Origin of the sequence: Salsuginibacillus kocurii DSM 18087, assembly GCF_000377705.1 — a bacterium.
Classification (GTDB): Bacteria; Bacillota; Bacilli; order Bacillales; family Marinococcaceae; genus Salsuginibacillus; species Salsuginibacillus kocurii.
On sequence record NZ_KB898627.1, the window covers coordinates 271,897 to 288,374 of the forward strand.

Consider the following 16,478-nt stretch of genomic DNA (forward strand, 5'->3'; position numbering starts at 1 on the left):
TAAGCTGTTGTTGCGCGCGCTTCATTATTGGTTGAGGATAAATATGGTAATTGATGTTGTAAGAGTAAGTATAACACACCAGAACATGACTGTTTATACAAAAGGGGAAAGAAGGAGTTGTGCTCTATTGCCAGCAAATGTGGCATGGTGGTGAAGATGTGGCTGAATATTAGTTGGACTTATACTTTCTTACGCTAAAAGTAAAACTCCCGCTTCCGTTATGACCGGAGCGGGAGTTTATGATTACAAGTGGTAAATGGAAGCCAAGATGGCCGACAGCGGACTTAGCGTTCGTCCATGCCTTCCTTAATGAGTTTGTTCACCACTTGTGGATTTGCTTTTCCTTTCGTCTCTTTCATGACTTGGCCGACGAGGAAGCCAAATGCTTTGTCTTTACCATTTTTATAGTCTTCGATGGATTGCTGATTGTTGTCGAGAATGCCGTCGACGACTTGCTTTAATTCACCTTCGTCGGAGATTTGGACGAGGCCTTTTTCTTCAACGATCTTGTCAGGGTCGTCGCCTTTTTCAATTAAGTCAGCGAATACCTTTTTGGCAATTTTGCTGGAAATCGTCCCTTTATCAATCAGCTTGATCAGCTTGGCTAAGCCTTCAGGTGTCATGGCAACGTCGTCTAGTTCTTTGTCGTTGGCGTTCAAGTACGCATTCACTTCACCCATCAGCCAGTTTGCAGCCTGTTTCGGATCGGCGCCGTGCTGAATCGTCTCCTCGAAAAAGTCAGAAGTTGCTTTTACTTGGACGATTACACCGGCATCATACGCTGGTAGAGACAATTCATTGATATAGCGCTCTTTCCGGGCATCCGGCAGCTCTGGGATTTGCTCTTTTAATTGGTCTTTCCAATCGCCGGCGATATAAATTGGTACGAGATCTGGCTCTGGGAAATAGCGATAATCGTCGCTTCCTTCTTTAACTCGCATTAAGACCGTTTCTTTCTTATCATCGTCCCAGCGCCGAGTTTCTTGCAGAATCTCGCCGCCTGCGAGCAACTCTTGTTCTTGGCGCTTTTCTTCAAACGCAAGACCTTTCTGCACGTTAGCAAAAGAGTTCAAGTTTTTAAGCTCAGTCTTCACACCGAACTCTTCTTGGCCTGCCGGCTTTAAGGAGATGTTGGCGTCACAGCGCAGAGAGCCTTCTTCCATTTTACAATCGGACACTTCAGTATACTGCAGGATTGCTTTTAATTTTTCCAAATAAGCATACGCTTCATCCGGGCTTTCAATGTCTGGCTCAGAAACGATCTCGATCAACGGCGTTCCCACCCGGTTGAAGTCGACGAGAGATCCGTCACCGTCATCGTCGTGCGTGAGCTTCCCTGCGTCTTCTTCCATATGGATCCGGGTGATGCCAATGGTTTTCTTTTTGCCGTCTACTTCAATTTCAATCTCGCCATTTTCACCGATCGGCTTGTCAAACTGCGAGATTTGATAAGCTTTTGGGTTATCCGGATAAAAATAGTTCTTGCGGTCAAATTTCGTTTCATCCGTTACGGTGCAATTGGTAGCTAGCGCCGCCGTCATGGCGTAATCTACGGCCTGCTTGTTAACGACCGGAAGCACCCCAGGATGACCGAGACAGACCGGGCATGTATGAGTGTTCGGCGGCGCGCCAAATTCAGTCGAGCAGGAGCAGAAAATTTTCGTGTCTGTTTTTAGTTCAGCGTGAACTTCTAATCCGATTACCGTATCAAATTTCATTTGTTATTCCCCCCTCACAGTTCCGGCTTTTCTGTATGATTTGCTGCTTGTTCGTAGGCATGGGCTACTCGGTACAACGTTCTCTCTTCAAATGGCTTAGCTACAATCTGCAAGCCGACTGGCATGTTATTGGCCTCAGACAGACCACATGGAACGGAAATGGAAGGCACGCCTGCCAGGTTGATTGGAATGGTTAAGATGTCGTTTGCATACATAGTAAGCGGGTCGTCAATCTGTTCGCCCACTTTAAAGGCTGTTGTCGGAGCCGTTGGGCCGATGATGACGTCAAATTTTTGCAAGACGTTATCAAAGTCTTCTTTAATAAGCGTCCGGACTTGCTGGGCTTTTTTATAATAAGCGTCGTAATAACCGGAGCTGAGTGCGAAGGTACCGAGCATAATCCGGCGTTTAACTTCATCGCCGAAACCTTCACTGCGCGACTTTTTGTACATATCGAGCAAATCGCCGTTGCCTTCATTGCGCACGCCGTAGCGAACACCGTCAAAACGGGCAAGGTTGGCGGAAGCTTCAGAGGAAGCGATGATATAATAAGCGGCTACTGCATACTGCGAATACGGCAAGGAAACCTCTTCCCAGGAGGCGCCAAGCTTTTCAAGCTCTTCAAGCGCTGCGCGTATTTTTTTCTTCACATTTTCATCGACGCCGTCACTCATGTATTCTTTTGGCACGGCAATACGTAGGCCTTCTACACTATCTGCGCCAATTGCGCTTAAGTAATCAGGCACGTCCATGTCTACCGAGGTCGAATCACGATGGTCGTGACCCGCAATTTGTTGCATGACAAGGGCGTTATCTTCTACGTTTCGTGTAATGGGTCCAATTTGGTCCAAAGAAGAAGCAAAAGCGACAAGGCCATAACGGGAAACGCGGCCGTACGTCGGTTTCATGCCGACAACACCACAGTATGACGCTGGTTGCCGGATCGAGCCGCCGGTATCAGAGCCGAGTGAGAAGGTAACCTGACCGGCAGCAACTGATGCGGCAGAACCTCCGCTAGATCCGCCTGGAACGTAATCTGTGTTCCACGGGTTACGGGTCGTGTAGTAGCCAGAGTTTTCATTAGAGGAACCCATCGCGAATTCATCCATGTTCAGTTTACCCATCGTGATTGCTTCAGCGCTGTGCAGGCTTTCCATAACACCAGCATCATATAACGGGTCAAAGTTGGACAAAAATTGGCTCGCACACGTTGTTCGTAACCCTTTAGTGAGAATGTTGTCTTTAATTCCCATTGGCAGGCCAAATAATAGACCGCGCGTGCCTGCTTTTGAAAGCGCGTCGTCAAGTTCTGCAGCTTTCTTTTTTGCGCCTTCTTCATCTACAGTTAAAAAGGCTTTTACTTTATCATCTGTCTTTTCAATTTGTTTCAACGAATCGGCTACAAGATCAGAAACGTTCACTTCTTTATCATGCAGCATTTTATGTAAGGAAGCGAAACTTTCCTCTGTTAAAGATGACACACAAACCCCTCCTCTTATTCAAGTATAGCTGGTACTTTAAATTGACCGTCTTCTTGGTCTGGTGCGTTTTTCAACGCATCTTCACGATCAAGTGAAGGCTTCACTTCATCTTCTCGCAATATATTTCGAATATCGACAACGTGAGTGATTGGTTCAACATTTGTTGTGTCCAACTCCTGCAATTGTTCGGCAAAATCAATAATGTCGTCCAACTTTTTAGTCACAGCATCAATTTCGTCTTCTTTTAATTCAAGCCGCGCCAAATGAGCGACGTGTTCAATTTGTTCTTTGTTTACACGTTTCATATATCGTCACCTCCACCAATATTTCTCTCAATAGCTTCCATAATACCAAATAATTTTGTGCCGGCATAGAGCGAAACCTTGAATGAAGGCTCCTGCCGGCTCTTTTTATCTATAGACGTGGACATCTGGTTCTTCATTTGGTTCTCTTGTAATGAGCGCTTCTTCTCCGGAATTCGATGACACAGTGACTTCAATATCAACGTCCGGGGGGTAATTTTCCAACAAATTCGTGACATGCTGGGTGAAAGAAATGACTTCGGTTTTACTATGAAAACGGATCGGAATTTCAATCGTCATTTCTTGGAGCTGGTCATTTTGAAAACGTCCTTCACCGGTAGCTCCGACATAGTTTTCAAAAAAGGTATCCACACTTTCTCGAAACTCATCAAAACGGTCCGCTTCTCCCACATGGTCCTGGCTGGCTTCTGACGAAGGAAAGAGATAATAGTCTTCATCGATAATGTCCCAGCCGCCAAATGATGCACCAGGCTCAGCGGTGGACGTGGCTATGAAAGTGCCTGGCACCGGTGCTTCTCGCGGAGCTTCCCGGTAAAGGGCCACCGTAATCGGTACCTCTTCAAGCATGCCGTCTTCACGCTCATTGGAACGAAGACGTTCTACCACTTCTTCTGCTACCTCTTGCCCGGCCTCAAGGCTCTCAGACTCCGAAATCTCTTCGTCGAGCCACGGGCCATATGTTCCATCATCGTGTTGTTCACGGAAATAGTAGAGGCTATTCATAGAAAGGCCAACAACAATCCCGCCGAGTTGGAGATTCCCTTCATCATTTTCTACCATATAATTGTGTTCAACTATATGCGATAACATACGTGGCGCCCCGCGTTCCTGCTCTTCGAAGCTCTCCCCATCTGCAAGCGGCGGATTCAACCCATCTGGATTGTCTTCTTCGTGCTGACGTCTCAGCCAGCTGTCAAGCTCGTCACGGTTAATAAACTGCCCTTCCCGGAAAAAATAATCGTTAGGATTATAATCTTCAGAAGCCACTTCTAACAAGCCTGTTTCCATCCGTTCAATGTCCATCCGGTTGTAGACAACCGAAGTACTAAAGCCACGAGTGGATCCGTGCATGTACTGACCGTCTGAAAGTACGGTTCGGTATTGATCTTCTAGGGCCGGCAAGTCAGGGCTGACTTCAACCCCTTCTTCTTCCTCTTCTTCCGCTTCATCTAATTCAACCGCATCATCATCTTCTGGTTCTAGAAACGACAAACACCCGCTCAATATAACCAACGACGACAAAGCCATTAGTCCTACGAATCGTTTCATGATGGCATTCTCCTCACTTTTGCCCATAAACCTTTACTTTACTTCTAGTTCAAAACGGGCCTCATCCCAGACTTCGACCCCGAGCTCTTCGGCTTTTTCCAGCTTTGACCCGGCATCTTCACCAGCGATCAGAAGGTCCGTTTTCGTACTAACACTACCGGTCACTTTACCACCTAGTGCTTCTACTTTTTCTTTCATTTCAGTCCGCGTCCACTTTTCTAGTTTCCCAGTTAATACCACCGTTTGCTCTGCAAAAATCTGTTCTGCTTCTGAAGCTTCCGGGGTAGCTATTTCATAGGTCATGTTCAGGCCGAGCTGGCGCAACTCCCCAATCAGTTCCTCCGCTTCAGGCTGACTGAAATAGCTGGTGATTGAATCGGCCATTTTTTCTCCTACTTCATGAATGGCGACTAAATCTTCCATCGTTGCTTCCTGGAGCTTTTCCATCGTACCAAATGTTTCAGCTAGCAGTCGTGCGGCCTTAGACCCAACAAACCGAATCCCAAGCCCGAACAGTAAGCGGTCGAGCGGATTATCTTTAGACGCTTCGATCGCTTCTAACAAATTCGAGACCGATTTTTCACCCATTCGCTCTAGTTCGAGCAAGTCTTCCCGCTTTAATTTATACAGATCAGATACATCTTGAATCAGCTCATGGGAAAATAACTGCTGAATCACTTTTTCCCCGAGACCGTCGATGTTCATAGCTGTGCGCGATACAAAGTGGATTAAGCCTTCTCGCACCTGAGCCGGACATTTCGGGTTCACACAGCGCAATATTACTTCACCTTCAAGGCGGACGAGTTCACTCTCACATTCCGGGCAATGGGTAGGCATCGTAAATTCTTCTTCGTCTCCAGTCCTTAAATCGTCAAGAACGCGGACCACTTCAGGAATGATGTCACCCGCTTTTTTTATCACCACTTGATCACCGATGCGGGTATCTTTTTCCCGGATTAAGTCTTCGTTATGAAGAGAAGCCCGTTGTACTGTTGTACCTGCTACTTGAACGGGATCAAGGTAAGCGGTCGGGGTGATGGCTCCTGTGCGGCCGACTGTGAGCTTGATGTCTCTTAAGGTTGTAATCACTTCTTCAGCCGGAAACTTGTAAGCAATCGCCCAACGCGGACTTTTCGCCGTGTAGCCGAGCGTTTGCTGTTCATCTAGTTCATCGACCTTAATCACGATGCCGTCGATTTCATACGGGAGGTCATGCCTTTTTTCCAGCCAGCTTTCTACGTACTCGATTACTTCTTCTATATTATTACAATACTTGTGGTCCGGATTTACTTTAAGCCCAAGCTCCTTCATGTAACCCAGTGCTTTCGCATGCGAAGTAAGACCAATTTCCTGATCTTCCGCAATGGCGTAGCAGAAAATATCAAGGTTACGGCGCCCGGCAATTTTAGGGTCGAGTTGGCGCAGCGACCCGGCAGCGGCATTGCGCGGATTGGCAAAAGGCGGTTCCTCGTTCTCTTCTTTAACTTTGTTCAACTGCTCAAACGAATGATGAGGCATGAACACTTCCCCGCGCACTTCCAAGTCCACCGCTTCTTTTAGGCGTAGCGGAATCGAGCCAACCGTTTTTAAATTAACGGTAATATCTTCGCCAGTTTGGCCATCACCGCGGGTGGCGCCGCGGACGAACTGACCATTTTCATAAGTAAGCGAGACCGCGAGCCCATCGATTTTTAACTCAGCCGTGTAGCTGATCGGACCCGTTGCCCCTTCCCGGGCGCGGCGGTCGAAATCTCTTAAATCCTGAGCGTTGAACGCATTGCCGAGACTCAGCATCGGCCGGCGGTGCTGTACTTTGACAAAGCGGTCGAGCGGCTCACCACCTACCCGGACCGTCGGCGAATTCTCTGATTGAAATTGCGGATATTCATTTTCTAAGCGGATAAGCTCCTGCATAAGCTGATCATATTCGGCATCACTCACTTTCGGAGCGTCCAGAACGTAATAATGATGCCCGTACTCATCGAGCAAATCACGAAGCTTATCAATTCGTTCCTTAGCCTGCTGTTCATCCATTCTTCTAGGTCACTTCCTTTTTGTAAGGATAAGGATCGGTTGTATATTATTCAGCTAGGTCGCGTCACTGCCGAGATAGTTCAGCGTGAGGCGCTTTTACTGCGTTTTATGCAGCGATGGGCCGCGGCTGGGCCGAGAAGAAGGTGCGATGGGCCAGTGTAAGCACTGGCTGCGCACTGGCAGCCGGGGCAGAGCCGTGTGCTGCGCGATTGGAGTGCGGCGTGACGCGGAACGAGTGTGGCGTCACTCCGATCTAGTGCGGCGTGACTCAGGCCGTGTGTGGCGTCACTCCGGTTCAGTGCGGCGTGACTCGGGCCGGGTGTGGCGTCACTCCGATTTAGTGTGGTGTGACTCGGGCCGGGTGTGGCGTCACTCCGATTCAGTGTGGTGTGGCGCGGGCCGAGTGTGGCGTCACTCCGATTTAGTGTGGTGTGACTCGGGACAGGTGTGGCGTCACTCCGATTTAGTGCGGCGTGACCCGGGCCGAGTGTGGCGTCACTCTGCTGAGTTGCGTACTCACTCTCCTCGCCTGCGCACGATCCCATTTTTCCTGCTGTGCCCACCGTTTTATCATCTCATCCTAGCTGGCTTTATTTCTATTTCTTCGTGATGGGTGCAAATTTGGCGTACAGGCGTTTGACTCCTTCGGTTGGGAAGGCGATGTCGAGTTCAATGTCTTCGCCTTCGCCTTTTATGCTGACTACTGTGCCTGTGCCCCATTTTTTGTGTTCGGCTTGGTCGCCGACTTGCCAGGCGTACGATTCGCCGCCGGTATTGGTGGTCGTTTGCATAGAGCGCGCGGCGTTGGCGCTGGTGCCTGGGCGTCGTGAAGCTGTGTTTCCTTGGCCCTGCGTTTGCTTTGGCGGAATGGAGGTCCCCCCAGCCGGTCCGCTGGCTGCCGGCCCTACCGGTTGCACGAGCTCGTCCGGCAGTTCGTCGATAAAGCGCGACGGTGCGTTTGTCTGGGTGCGGCCGTACAAGCGGCGCATGTTAGCTCGGGTCAAATGAAGTTCCTGCTCGGCCCGCGTTATGCCCACGTAAGCGAGGCGGCGTTCTTCTTCCATTTCTTCAACGTCGAAGAGGGAGCGGCTGTGCGGGAAGATGCCTTCTTCCATGCCGACGAGAAAGACGACGGGGAATTCGAGTCCTTTTGCGGCGTGAAGTGTCATCATCGTGACCGCTTCCTTCCCTTCTTCCTCCTCCGTTTGGTTCAAATCGGAGACAAGCGCCAAGTCGGTAAGAAAAGCGATCAAGGATTTATCTTCATTATGTTTTTCAAATTCCTGCGCTACACTCATCAGCTCTTCGATGTTTTCTAACCGGCTCATGGATTCAAGCGAGCGGTCTTCTTTTAACATGTCGCGGTAGCCGGTTTTATCGAGTAGTTCTTCTAACAGTTCCGTTACCGAGAGATAATCTTGCATTTGGATCCAGTGGCTGAGCTGTTCGCTGAATGAGAGCATTTGTTTTTGCGCGCGCGCGGAAACGCCGATCTGGTCTGCTTCCTGCACCGCTTCAAAGAGCGTCACGTCCTGTTGCGAGGCGTAGGCTGCCACTTTGTCCACTGTGGTGGCACCGATGCTTCGCTTAGGCACGTTAATAATGCGGGCGAGGCTGATATCATCGGCCGGGTTCGCGACAATCCGCAAGTAAGCGAGAATGTCTTTGATTTCTTTACGGTCGTAGAACTTCGTGCCGCCGATCATCTGATAGGAAATGTTCGATTTCACAAACATTTCCTCGATCACCCGTGATTGAGCGTTCGTGCGGTAAAGAATGGCTACGTCATTTTCAGAAAAGCGCTTTTCCTGCACGCCTTTTTTGATTTCATCAATCATGTAAAATGCTTCGGCCCGCTCGTCCTGACCTTCATATAAATGAATCTCGTTTCCGCTCTTATTTTCGGTCCACAGCTTCTTCGGTTTGCGGCCGCTGTTATTTTCGATGACTTGGTTGGCTGCATTCAAAATGGTCTGGGTGGAGCGGTAGTTCTGTTCAAGCAGTATGGACTTGGCTTCTTCGTAGTCTTCTTCGAAGCTTAGAATATTACCAATATCCGCGCCCCGCCATTTATAAATCGACTGATCCGAATCTCCTACCACACATAAGTTACGGTGGTCGCTTGCCAACAAGTTAACGAGTGTGTACTGAGCGCGGTTCGTATCCTGATACTCATCGACGTGAATGTATTGGAACTTACGCTGATAATATTTCAACACATCCGGCACCTGCTCAAACAGGCGGATGGTGATCATGATTAAATCATCAAAATCCATCGCATGGTTGGAACGCAGGCGTTTTTGGTACGCCTTGTACACATCCGCGACCACTTCCTCAAACGGCCCTTCTGCTTTTTTCGCTACTGCTTCTGGAGAACGAAGCTCGTTTTTGGCCGTGCTGATCGCGCCTAAAATAGTTCTTGGTTCAAATTTTTTCGTATCTAGGTTTTGATCCTTCAAAATTTGCTTGATGACACTTTGCTGGTCCGACCCGTCCAGAATCGAAAAATTGCGATTAAAACCGATCCGGTCCACGTCGCGGCGTAAGATGCGCACACACATCGAGTGAAAGGTGGAGACCCACAAGCTGTCCGCTGTGCCGCCAACCAGCTGCTCCGCGCGCTCGCGCATTTCGCGTGCGGCTTTATTTGTAAACGTAATCGCCAAAATATTGTAGGGCGGAATCCCTTTTTCGCGAATAAGATACGCGATTCGGTGGGTAAGCACCCGGGTTTTGCCACTACCGGCACCAGCCATAATCAATAGCGGGCCGTCGGTATGACATACGGCTTGTTCTTGTTCCGCATTGAGTCCTGCGAGGAGTTGTTCAATCATGCGTTGTTGCATGCTTTATTCATCCTTTCCTTACAAACGTTCTTTCACAGCTGCCACAGTTTTCAAAGCTTCTTCCGGCTGGTCGTAAATAACGTTTCCGACGACAACCGTGTCAGCGTAATAAGCCATCTCCCGCGCCTGTTCGACCGTTTCAATGCCGCCACCGTAAAAAAGCTGCGCTTCCTGGAGAATGAATTTGCACGATTTTACAATCTCCGGGTCTCCGTATGCTCCGCTGTATTCTAGGTAAAAAATAGGGAGACGAAAGAGGCGGTCGGCCATGCGCGCGTAAGCTTCCACATCTTCTTTTTCAAGCGACGCATCTGCTTCGGTAAGCTTGGCTGCTTTAGCATCTTTATTTAATATGCAGTACCCTTCCGCAATAATCGGTTCTTGTTCAAGCAGTGGGCCGTACGTCTTTAATGCTTCGTGATGTAAGCCAGTGATCCAGGTTGGATCCGTTGCATTAAGCACAGTCGGTACTAAATAAGCATCAAACCCTGGGGTGATTGCTTCAACTGTAGAAACTTCGAGTAGACAAGGTACAGAGAAACGTCTCACACTCGCCAATAGATGGAGCGTGTTATCAAGCGTAATGCCGTCACTACCGCCGATAATAATAGCGTCCGTTCCAGATTCACACACTTGTGCCAGCAGTTCATCTTCGATTGGTTTCGCTGGATCTAATTTGAACACATGCCGAAAGCTCTGAATCTCCTCTAACATCGTCTCGCCCCTTTATAAAAACCTGTCTGAAGTAGTGATTTTTTGGTTGTAGTTCGTCGCTTTTTAATGAAACTTCAACCATTAATTATAGCAGAAAGAACGGGAGGTTACGACTGCGAGTTATGGGGAGAGGCGATCGGTGTGAAACAGCTTCATCAGGGTGATTATATTGAGTAATATTGTCAAATCAATGAGTGTTTTCTTATCGTGCTAATGTTAAGAAATCTCTCGAAATCAACACAGAAAACTACAGCTTGTGCTATCATGTTTTGAAATAAGCTAGCAAGAACGAGGAGGCACTTATGATAGATGCGATACAGCTTCGCCGGCTCCAGGTGGCAAAAAAAGAACGAAAAGCCGAACGGGTCATAACCGGCGCCACCTTTGCCGATGTATTCAACCGTGAATGGAAGACAGGAGATATCGCCATTCAGGACGGAAAAATTGTGGGAATCGGCTCCTACGAAGGTGAAGAAACCATTGATGCCGCAGGGGCCTACGTCGTGCCCGGCTTAATTGATGGTCATGTTCATATTGAATCGTCCATGGTTACACCGAGTGAGTTTGCAAACGTAGTACTAAAACGTGGGGTCACCACTATCGTAACGGACCCTCATGAAATCGCGAATGTCGCTGGTAATACAGGAATCCGCTTCATGATTGAAGAAAGTCGGAAAAGCCTGCTTTCCACGCGTTTCATGCTTCCATCGTGCGTACCGGCCACGTCCTTTGAACATAACGGAGCAACACTAGATGCTGCTGATTTAGCTCCTTTATACGAAGAGCCTGAAGTTCTTGGCCTTGCTGAAGTTATGAATTATCCAGCCGTAGAAAATGGCGAGGCCGATATGATGAAGAAGCTGGCAGACGCCAACGAACACCTAGCGCCTATTGACGGTCATGCAGCCGGCCTCAACTCTACTTCTCTTAACGTCTACCGTACCGCCGGGATTCGCTCAGACCATGAAGCGACAACGTACGAAGAAGGGAAAGAACGGCTCGAGCGCGGCTTTCATCTTATGATCCGTGAAGGTTCTGGAGCGAAGGACCTTGATGCGCTGCTCCCGCTCATTACGGAAGCGAACGCGCACCGTTTTTTATTTGTCACCGATGACAAACACCTCGATGACCTGCTCGAAAATGGCAGCATCGATCATCATATCCGCCGGGCTGTCGCCCAGGGGGTGGCACCTCTTACTGCGATTGCGATTGCCACCTTGCATGCAGCCCAGTGCTTTGATCTTCGTGAAAAGGGAGCGATTGCGCCTGGTTTCGATGCTGACCTCGTCTTCATCGACAATCCGGAAGATTTTCACGCGCGGCGCGTCTTTCAACGCGGCACAGACATAACGGCAAGCGAGCCGGTTCCCGCGCCGCCTGAAGCACCTTCTAGGTTGAGTACGAGTGTTACTCTTGGAAATGTTACAGCCCGCGATCTGGACATTCCCATCTCTTCTTTTACTAAAAAAGCAAAGGTAATCGGGGTCAGGCCAGGATCGATCGTTACCGAACGCTTGAGCGAGCATGTCGACACAGCAGACGGTGTATTTATCCCATCGGTGGAGAAGGATCAGCTGAAGCTGGCCGTCTTTGAGCGCCATCACGGCTCAGGCGCAGTCGGTACTGGCATCGTGAAAGGTTTTGGATTCACTGCCGGAGCGATTGCTTCCACGATTGGGCATGATTCGCACAATTTGTTAGTGTGTGGGACAAATGATGAGGATATGCTGGCAGCAGTGCGGCATGTGGAAGAGCTGCAAGGCGGAGTGGCAGCCGTAAAAGACAGAGAGGTGCTCGCTGACATTCCCCTTTCAGTCGGTGGCTTAATGTCAGCTGGAACTGCAGACGAAGTAGTTACCCAGATTGAAGCATTCGATAGAGCGCTGGAGGAGCTTGGCTTTGTCGGTGATTTCAATCCGCTCATCAATTTGTCATTTTTAGCGCTGCCGGTGATCCCAAGTTTGAAGTTGACCGACCAAGGGTTGTTCGACGTCGAAGCTTTTGAGTTTCTCCCGGTGGCCGAAGAAGAATAAGGAAGGAAAAACGCCCGCGTGGCGTTTTTTTGCATTCATTTTTGGTTTACTGATCATTCTCGTCACTTTACTCATCATTCTCCGCTCAGACTTGATCGCAGCAATTGTTTATCCAATTAAAAACCCCTCTCCGCAGCTTCGCGGAGAGGGGGATAAGTACGGCTCACTCGGAGCCGGTGCCGTTATGGACGCGGTCTAGCGTCATTTGATAGCTTTCGTTGCCGTAATTTAAGCAGCGTTTTACGCGTGAAATGGTGGCAGTGCTGGCGCCGGTTTCCGTTTCGATTTTATGGTAGGTGCTTCCGTTTTGCAGCATGCGAGCAACCTCCAAGCGCTGAGCGAGTGATTGAATTTCATTAATGGTGCATAGGTCATCAAAAAACTCGTAGCATTCGTCAATATTTTGCAGAGACAGGATCGCTTGAAATAATTGATCTAATTCTTTACCTCGCAATTTATCGATTTGCATTCCTTCCCACCTCTTTCAATCAAATAATCGGTTTAAGAGTCTTCATAGGTGACGCTCGACTCTAGTCCAGGAGCCGAAGGTACAATATTAATCCACGTGCTTCCAGGTACAAACGGAACGATCTCCCCATTTTGTACCGGCACAATTTGGCCGTCTTCGTTCTCCCATTCAAGGTCGTGCACTTGGCCATTTTGTAAAAGCAAGGCTTGTCCTCCGGAGGCTAAGTCAATCTGACGGCGCCCTTCCTCATCAACGACTTGATGATCAGTTTCAGCAATTAGGAGGTTAGAGACTTCGAGGGGCTCGTCCGTTTCGTCATCTACGGTTTCTTCACCATCGCTGGCTCTTGTATACACTTCATTGTCTGGGTCGTACGTAAAGGTAACGTCATAGCTGTCTTCGTAATTGATGGCGATTTCTTCGGCTTCTTCCCCGCCTTCTGCTGGTTCGTCAGCAAATTCAAGGGACGGGAAATCGCGCTCTAAGGTGTAGCCTTCTTGGTCCAGGCCAGTAAGCATATCATCGTATGTAATATACGAATCGTGGGGGGCTGGGCGGTCGGCACTGCGCTGGAAGAGTGTGCCGTCATAGTTTAAGCCGTTTAAGTAAGCCATTTCTCCAGCAATTAAGCGATCCTGGGCTTCCGGACTCCAGCCGTGCGTGACAAAGAGGCTGTCAAACCCGCTCGCTAAATCTAAATGATACGCTCGGGCACTTCTTACGGGACCGACCAGATCTGGCTCTTCGCTATGGAACAAGGAAACAAACCGTGTGGTCGAGCCTTCAGCTAATATTTCATAGGTAAGGTCAGCTTCGTTCAAGCCGGTTTGCGGCCGAGCTTGTGGATGATTGTTAATCACAACCGCTAACGGGCGGTGGTCATTCATATCTTCTGTCGGTAGGCCTGTGAGTGGATGAGGGTCCCCGCTTGCTTCTTCCTCATCCGCCTCTTCTGTTCCTACTTCTTCAGCTTCTTCAGCTGGCAGGTCCTCTTCTTCTGGTTGTTCTTCTTCTGAAGCATTGTCTATGTCTTGTTCTTCGCCATCGCTCGATTCATCTCCGCCACAAGCGGCAAGAAGCAAAACAAGCAGACCAACGCTTAAGCTGGCGCTGTATTTTTTCAATCTCATCATCCTTTAGCACATCATTCCTTTACTATTTTAACGCATGATCGAAGGAAAGAGTACCGTTTTCTTGTGAACATCATAAATTCCATTCTGGGTAACACGGACATAAGGCAAATGAGTAGAAGCAAAAAAGAGTAAGCTATAAATAGGATCATCATGAGCATAGCCCTTCAATTGAAGGGTTTTGACCAGTTCTGTATGCTTGGCGATAACTTCTTCCATCGGCTCATTTGACATAATGCCAAACAGCGGCAAATCCATTTCGAAAATCGCTTCCCCGTTTTCATACATAAACAGGCCGCCCTGTCGTTCTTTTAAACGGGCAAATGCAGCTTTCATATCAGCCCGGTTTTTACCAATCATCACGACGTCTCCTGTATTCGAAAACGAAGCGGCAAAGCCGGAAAGATGAGTGTCAAATCCTTTAATAATGGTGTTAATGCTCCACTTCCCATGTTTATCAACCATAATAAAGAAACTTTCATCCTGCCCTAACGGCATCTGTTCTCCATCTACTTCGGAAATAATTTGATACGGCTTAATAATTACCGAATTAATAAGTTCAAGTCCCATCGGCATGGAGAAAGAAAAGTCTTCCTCATTTAATTCGAAATCAATGGTAAGCGGCTCAACTCCCATCTCCTTCCAGGAAAAGGCCGGCTCATGGTATATTTTTTCTTCGTCTTTATACACCCATTCTCCTTTTGCCAGCACACCTTCAGGCCGAGGAGACCTTTCATCTTTTAAAATATTGAGATGCGCAATCCGCCCTGGAGCAATCATACCAGTAACATCATCGATACCATAGTAACGGGCTACATTGTAAGAAGCCATTTCATAAGCGGCAAACGGAGGCACCCCTTCTTGAATCGCCAATTCAATCAAGTGGTCCAATACGCCCTGTTCATGGAACATCGGCGTGGAACCATCCATTGTCAGCATAAAGCGCCGGTAATCCTGTATTCCTTTTTCATGTAACTCGCGCAAAATCTTTGGAAGGTCCGGGCGGATTGAGGAATAACGCAAGGCCGTCATATAGCCGGCATCTAAGCGGCTTAGGACTTCTTCTCCGCTCATGGCTTCATGATCGGCAGTAACTCCTAAGAGCGCCATTTGCGTAAGCGTAAATGAAGACGAGCCAGGCAAATGACCTTCGATCCGTTTATTCAGCCCTTTCGTTTCTTGCATCCAGTGAAGAAGCGCGTCATCCCCTGTCATCACTTTTGGCCAGGCTGAAAGCTCTCCCGCCTGCAAAACAAGCGGATGTTCAAGCCACGCCTTCATGGCTGACGTAGAAAAAATGAGATCCTCATCTTCCATTTCTGTTTGCGGGTCCAATCTCGCCCACCAATACATGGACGCCGGTCCTTTATCTAAGGATTCAACCAAAGAAAGCGCTTTCTTTTTTTCTAAATTTAATAAAAAGAAGAGGTTGTCGTTAATCAACGTCGTCGTTCCAAGCTGTGACGCATAAACGGAAAACGAATGGGGATTATATAACTGAAACGGATGAACATGAGGCTCAATATACCCAGGCACCACTACTTTGTCCTGACAATCAATGATCTCTGTTTCTTCCGTCCGTTCTGGCCAGTCTTGACCTACGTACACAATCCGATCACCATATATCCAAATATTCCCTTTATTCCAATCTCCTCGGCCGCTACTTAAAAATGTAGCATTTTTAAGCAGTTTCGTAGGAGACTTTTGACCGCGAACGACTTCTAGCTGTGCTCGCATGTTTATTTTTGTCCAACGCTTGTATTTCCAAGGCATTTGTTTATCACCTGCTTTAAATGTGTACGTGCTGAGGATTCTCGTTGTGTTTCACTGTTGCAACCTAGTTCAGTGCTAAAAGCAGTCAACATAAAAGGGGGATCCCCTTTTAATTCTATATAGTTAATGTTTACGTTGATCACTTTCTTTAGTTTCATTACACTTTTAATCTTATCACATTTTCGTCCGTTACATTACGAAAGGAAGTGACAACATCTTAACATTAGTATCCAAAAGAAGGAAGGGAATTAGTAATGAAACCTAACATTGGAATTTTAAATGCATTATGTCGCTTTATCATTGGCTATACACTCATGGCCATCGCAACGCAGTGCAGCATCCGCCGTCCGTTTAGTTATTGGGCAATTGTCTTTGCCATGTTGGGCGGCATGAAAATAGGTGAAGGGACCCTTCGCTTTTGCCCATTGACGGCATTATTTCGAAATGGCAAAGGTCGGAGATAAACGTGAAGTGTAGAGCAGCTAATATGTATGCGTGCGTGAAAATGGTTATGTTTATTGGAGTTCAGCGCTAACTATTGAAGGTATTGGACTGCCTGCCTCCTACTTTCTATAAAAGAGAGTGGGACTCGCTCCTACATCAGGCCTCGACAATACCAGCCGGAATATATTCACTTTCATCTTAGACAGAGACACATCCTTAAAAACTGACCGGCCCGCCGCTTGCT

Annotated in this window: 12 protein-coding genes; 2 read left to right on the forward strand and 10 right to left on the reverse strand. The window is 48.1% G+C overall.

From position 1 onward, the window contains the following. Positions 1–284 precede the first annotated feature (284 nt). The 7 genes from gatB to pcrB form a co-directional block, all read right to left on the reverse strand. Positions 285–1,718 (reverse strand): Asp-tRNA(Asn)/Glu-tRNA(Gln) amidotransferase subunit GatB, encoded by a 1,434-nt coding sequence (gene gatB, locus D469_RS0111695; protein ID WP_018923581.1) that lies wholly within the window; start codon positions 1,716–1,718, stop codon positions 285–287. A gap of 14 nt (positions 1,719–1,732) precedes the next feature. Then, the gene (gatA, locus tag D469_RS0111700) at positions 1,733–3,157 is read right to left on the reverse strand and encodes an Asp-tRNA(Asn)/Glu-tRNA(Gln) amidotransferase subunit GatA (RefSeq protein WP_051081195.1); all 1,425 of its coding nucleotides are present in this window, start codon (positions 3,155–3,157) and stop codon (positions 1,733–1,735) included. 56 nt (positions 3,158–3,213) lie between these two features. Then, positions 3,214–3,504 (reverse strand): Asp-tRNA(Asn)/Glu-tRNA(Gln) amidotransferase subunit GatC, encoded by a 291-nt coding sequence (gatC, locus tag D469_RS0111705; protein ID WP_018923583.1) that lies wholly within the window; start codon positions 3,502–3,504, stop codon positions 3,214–3,216. Between the two features lie 105 nt (positions 3,505–3,609). Beyond that, the gene (locus D469_RS0111715; RefSeq protein ID WP_018923585.1) at positions 3,610–4,791 is read right to left on the reverse strand and encodes a CamS family sex pheromone protein; all 1,182 of its coding nucleotides are present in this window, start codon (positions 4,789–4,791) and stop codon (positions 3,610–3,612) included. 33 nt (positions 4,792–4,824) lie between these two features. Next, on the reverse strand, positions 4,825–6,825 hold the full coding sequence (gene ligA, locus D469_RS0111720; protein ID WP_018923586.1) for an NAD-dependent DNA ligase LigA: 2,001 nt from the start codon (positions 6,823–6,825) through the stop codon (positions 4,825–4,827). 596 nt (positions 6,826–7,421) lie between these two features. Next, entirely contained in the window at positions 7,422–9,671 is a 2,250-nt protein-coding gene (pcrA, locus tag D469_RS0111725; protein ID WP_018923587.1) for a DNA helicase PcrA, read from the reverse strand. A gap of 18 nt (positions 9,672–9,689) precedes the next feature. Beyond that, positions 9,690–10,385 carry a heptaprenylglyceryl phosphate synthase gene (gene pcrB / locus D469_RS0111730; RefSeq protein WP_018923588.1) on the reverse strand — a complete coding sequence of 232 codons (696 nt, stop codon included), beginning with the start codon at positions 10,383–10,385 and terminating at the stop codon, positions 9,690–9,692. A gap of 302 nt (positions 10,386–10,687) precedes the next feature. On the opposite strand from pcrB, the gene ade reads away from it, so the two are divergent. Beyond that, positions 10,688–12,418 carry an adenine deaminase gene (gene ade / locus D469_RS0111735; protein ID WP_018923589.1) on the forward strand — a complete coding sequence of 577 codons (1,731 nt, stop codon included), beginning with the start codon at positions 10,688–10,690 and terminating at the stop codon, positions 12,416–12,418. Positions 12,419–12,581: 163 nt separating this feature from the next. Here ade and D469_RS0111740 read toward each other — a convergent pair whose 3' ends face one another. Genes D469_RS0111740 through D469_RS0111750 form a run of 3 tightly spaced genes read right to left on the reverse strand, consistent with a single transcriptional unit; the run spans position 12,582 to position 15,790 of the window. Further along, the gene (locus tag D469_RS0111740) at positions 12,582–12,887 is read right to left on the reverse strand and encodes a YerC/YecD family TrpR-related protein (RefSeq protein WP_018923590.1); all 306 of its coding nucleotides are present in this window, start codon (positions 12,885–12,887) and stop codon (positions 12,582–12,584) included. 32 nt (positions 12,888–12,919) lie between these two features. After that, positions 12,920–14,011 (reverse strand): DUF3048 domain-containing protein, encoded by a 1,092-nt coding sequence (locus D469_RS0111745; RefSeq protein ID WP_018923591.1) that lies wholly within the window; start codon positions 14,009–14,011, stop codon positions 12,920–12,922. Positions 14,012–14,047: 36 nt separating this feature from the next. Beyond that, positions 14,048–15,790 (reverse strand): adenine deaminase C-terminal domain-containing protein, encoded by a 1,743-nt coding sequence (locus tag D469_RS0111750; RefSeq protein ID WP_018923592.1) that lies wholly within the window; start codon positions 15,788–15,790, stop codon positions 14,048–14,050. Between the two features lie 254 nt (positions 15,791–16,044). Here D469_RS0111750 and D469_RS20250 point away from each other — a divergent pair, with 254 nt between their 5' ends. After that, positions 16,045–16,254, forward strand: a complete 210-nt coding sequence (locus tag D469_RS20250) for a YgaP family membrane protein (RefSeq protein WP_018923593.1) — start codon at positions 16,045–16,047, stop codon at positions 16,252–16,254. The last annotated feature ends 224 nt before the right edge of the window (positions 16,255–16,478 follow it).